Source organism: Trueperaceae bacterium, assembly GCA_019454765.1.
Taxonomy (GTDB): Bacteria; Deinococcota; Deinococci; order Deinococcales; family Trueperaceae; genus JAAYYF01.
The window spans coordinates 11,076-14,907 of record JACFNR010000044.1 but is presented as its reverse complement, the minus strand read 5'-3'; the positions used below and the strand labels follow the sequence as shown (position 1 = coordinate 14,907).

Below are 3,832 nucleotides of genomic sequence, written 5' to 3'. Positions count from 1 at the left end.
GCGGCGCGTCGACTCGTTCCACCGCTCTGGCGGCAGCTTGTGCTTGATGGCCAGGTACAGCTCGGCCTGGCGCGCCTCGAGGCAGACCGCCAGCGCCTCGGCGCCGCCCGCGGGCAGCGGCGCGTGGCGGCGCAGGCCCGTCAGGAGGGGCGGGAGGAACTCGGCGGCGACCGCGTCGGCCTCCCTGGCGGCCTCCGCCCGGACGGCGTAGTAGAGGGGCATGGCGAGGTCGAAGGCGTACGACCCGTAGGCGCAGTCGTCGAAATCGATGGCGGTCCACTCCTCGCCGTGGAGGAGCACGTTGCCGTGGTGGAGGTCGGCGTGCACGAGGCCCGCGTCGCCGCTGCCGTCGAGCCACGGGCGCGCCCGTTCCAGCAGCGCCGTGGCGGCGGCGGCGAGCTCCTCGTCGGCGCCGCAGATCTCGGCGGCGCGCGCCAGGTACGTCTGCTCCAAGAGCGTGCCGCGGCACGGGCCAGGCGGGCGCCAACCTCGGCTATGTGCCTGCAGCCGACCGAGCAGCGCGCCCCACGACTCGAGGCGCAGCGGGGTCCAGTCGCCCGGCCGGCTGAGGGCGCCCGGCGCCCGCCGGAACGCCACCAGCACCGTGGGGCCGTCGGCGCCCGGCACCAACTCGACGTGGCGGCCGGCGCTTGACCGTAGTGGCGCCGCCACCGGCACCCCCTCGGCCACCAGCGCCAGCAGCCAATCCACCTCCGCCTGCACCGCCGCCGGCGTCCGGTGCGAGGGCGAGATGACCTTCAGGATCGCCTCCCCGCCGTCGGCCGCGAAGGCGTAGACGTCGCTCTCGAAGGCGCCGAGGGGGGTGAGGTCGGTCGCGGTCTTGCCGTAGCGGGCAGCGGCGAGCTCTAGCGGGCTGGTCGAAGCGGCGTTCACGCCCTACAGGGCCAACCTGACGAGCGGTCGCTGCGGGCCCGTGCGGGCCACCTCGCTGAAGCCCGCGGCCAGGAAGGTGGAGAGCACGCCGCGGAAGAGGTCGGCGCTCGGGGCGCGCTCGCCGCCCGTGTCGACCGGGTGCGCCTCGAGCGTGCGGGCGCCGTGCTCGCGGGCGAACTCGATGGCGCCCGCCAATAGGGCGGTGGCGACCCCGGCGCGCCGGTGCGCGGGCCTCACGACGAAGCAGGTCACTGCCCACAGGCCGGCCGGGTCGCCACCCACCGCCTCGCGCCGCAGACGGTTCTCGAGCACGCGGGGGAAGGCGTCGATCGGACCGAGCCGCACCCAACCCGCCGGGTCGCCGGCCCGGTACGCGATCAGGCCGGGCGGCGGGCTCGCCTGCACCTGAACGTGGAGGGCCTCGCGGTTGGCGGCGGCCGACTCCCTGAAGCCGCCCCCCGTGGTGCAGTGGTACTGACACCAACACCAGGAGGGGTCGCCGCGCTCGCCGAAGACCTGCACCAGGTCGGCCCAGCGCTCGGGGACGGCGGGAACCACTTCGGTCGTCGAGTCGCGTCTCATGTCTCCACCCCTTCCGGACGACGGTAGTACTTGGCGCGCCGCGCCGGATGAGGACGGGCCGGCGACGACCGCTGCCGATGGCGTGCCGACCGACACACGGCGCCGCCCTCCCGGGGCGAGACGGGAGCATTCGCGTGGTGCACGAGGTTTTCACGCCGCGTTGACGCGCAGCGTGCGAGGGTGCCCGGGTCCGGCGAGAGAGGCGTGGCGCGCCGGTGGCCGCCACCCCCACCCACCTAGTCAGGAGGTAGCATGAACAGCTCGACCAGACCCACTCCCCACCCGCGTCGTCAACCGCACCCGCGGCTCATGGCCGTTGCGGCGCTGGCCCTGATCGGCGTCCTGGTGGCGGCGTGCGGCGGCACGACGCCGACCCCGCACCCTCCCACGCCCTCCCTGACGCTGCACGACGCCGCCGCGGACGTGCCCTTCGCCTACTCACCCGGTCGGACCGTCACGGTGAAGCTCGAGCGGGGCGGCGGCATGGCGGACGACGTCACGGTCGCGATAGACGCGACCGGCCTCCCCACCGGGGTGAGCCTCAGCGACACCAGCCTGTCGTTCCCGGCCGGGGTTACTGAGCGCAGCCTGACCGTCACGAGTGACCCCACCACCGAGCTCGCCACCCTCGGTGACCCCCTGGAGCTGACGATGCGCGCCGACGCCCCGGACCTCTCGGCCGAGGCGGTGCTCGAGGTCACCGTCAACGCCGTCGTGATGACGGACTCGCCCGACCCGAGCGAGGAGGGGAGTCTCCTCTACCTCCACGACAAGCTGCCTGACTGGGACGGCGCCGACCTCGTCCACGTGACGTTCGATCCGGTGGCGTTCGCCGGCCCGAGCGAGATACTGATGCCTGCCGGCGGGTTGACGGTGCAGCCCGGGTGGCACCTCGACGGCCCCGTGGACGCCACCGGGGAACCGTACGTGACCCTCAGGGGCAACCCGGGCGGCGGCGGCATCATCGCCCTCAAGCCGAGCACCCGGTTCGAGCTCAGTGACCTCATCCTCCGCGGCGGCGTCAGCGCCTCGCCCGGCGGCGCGGTGCACAACCAGGGGAGCCTCACCATCACCAACTCGGTCGTGGCGGACAGCGTCGGGCCGGAGGGTGGCGGGATCTACAACCTCGCCGGCGGGACGCTCACGCTCGTCGCTTCGCGCGTGACCGGCAACGACGCCGCGGGCACCCCGGGTGGCGGCATCTACAACCGGGGCGGCACCGTGACCATCACCGACAGCGTCATCGAGGGCAACTCGGCGACGCGGGCCGGCGGCGTCTACAACGGAGCCGTGACGATCGGCGCCGACACGTACTCGGGCAGGGTGGACATCACCGGCTCGACGATCGGCGCCAACGAGGCCGGCACGGGCGGCGGCTTGGTGAACGTGGCAGGCGCGACGCTCAACCTCGTCGGTACGCGGGTCGACGACAACCGCGCGACGACCGGCACCGGCGGCGGCCTCGTTAACGACGGCCGGGTGGTGATCGTCGACAGCGAGTTCGCGAACAACTCCGCGGCTAGCGCCGGCGGCGGGATCTACAGCTCGTACACAGGCGACCTGCGCGTCGTGGGCAGCACGTTCGTGGGCAACGAGGCTCCCTCCAACGGCGGCGGGGTGTTCTCCAACGGCGCGCTGGTCGTGCTCAACAGCACCTTCACGAAGAACGTCTCGCAGCGTGCCGCCGGCCTGCTGGTGTCCAGCAACGCCGCCTCCATCGCCACCGTGGCGTTCTCCACCTTCGCCGGCAACGAGGCGCGCAGCATGCCGGGCGTCGGTGGCAGCGTCTTCGGGGGTGGCATCAGCTACGGTGGGTCGCTCGACCTGCTGGCGACCGTTCTGGCCGGCAACAGCTCGGAGGGTGCCGGACCCGACCTCCACAGGGATGCGACCGGGACGCTCGACTCGCTGGGCTACAACCTGGTGCAGGACCCGGCCGACTCCGGCATCTTCGGGGCCAACAACGTCATAGGCGAGGACCCGCTGCTCGGGCCGCTGGTCGACAACGGCGGCCCGACCCGCACGATGGCCCTCTCGACGGGCAGCCCCGCCCTGGACACGGTGCCCGCGTTCGCCTGCCGCGACGACAAGGGGGAGCCGCTCACGCGCGACCAGCGGGGCGAGCCCCGGCCGGCGGGCGCCGCCTGCGACATCGGCGCGTACGAGTCGCAGTGACCTGCGCTGGGCGCCCGTCCCAAGGGCGCATGACGGGCTGATCCCGAACGTCCGGTCGCCGGCACTGCCGCGACCGGACGTTCGCCACATACTGGGGGATGCTCATGTCAGCTCTCGGTGTCCGGTTCCTCCTCGAGCTCGCCTCCCTGGTGGCGTTGGCGCTCTGGGGCGCGCACGCCTT

At 73.4% G+C, this 3,832-nt stretch carries 3 protein-coding genes; 1 reads left to right on the top strand and 2 read right to left on the bottom strand.

Annotated elements, in window-relative coordinates; translation table 11 throughout:
* On the bottom strand, nt 1-894 hold an 894-nt coding region (locus H3C53_11125), incomplete at its 3' end, for a phosphotransferase (protein MBW7917219.1).
* Nucleotides 895-897: 3 nt separating this feature from the next.
* Entirely contained in the window at nt 898-1,476 is a 579-nt protein-coding gene (locus H3C53_11120) for a GNAT family N-acetyltransferase (GenBank protein MBW7917218.1), read from the bottom strand.
* A gap of 252 nt (nt 1,477-1,728) precedes the next feature.
* Between H3C53_11120 and H3C53_11115 the strand changes: the two genes are divergently transcribed.
* Nucleotides 1,729-3,651 (top strand): hypothetical protein, encoded by a 1,923-nt coding sequence (locus tag H3C53_11115; GenBank protein ID MBW7917217.1) that lies wholly within the window; start codon nt 1,729-1,731, stop codon nt 3,649-3,651.
* The last annotated feature ends 181 nt before the right edge of the window (nt 3,652-3,832 follow it).

Bases quoted from the DNA above. Each gene is read 5' to 3' on its own strand.
- H3C53_11120 (MBW7917218.1), bottom strand. From the start codon at position 1,476: ATGAGACGCGACTCGACGACCGAAGTGGTTCCCGCCGTCCCCGAGCGC.
- H3C53_11115 (MBW7917217.1), top strand. From the start codon at position 1,729: ATGAACAGCTCGACCAGACCCACTCCCCACCCGCGTCGTCAACCGCAC.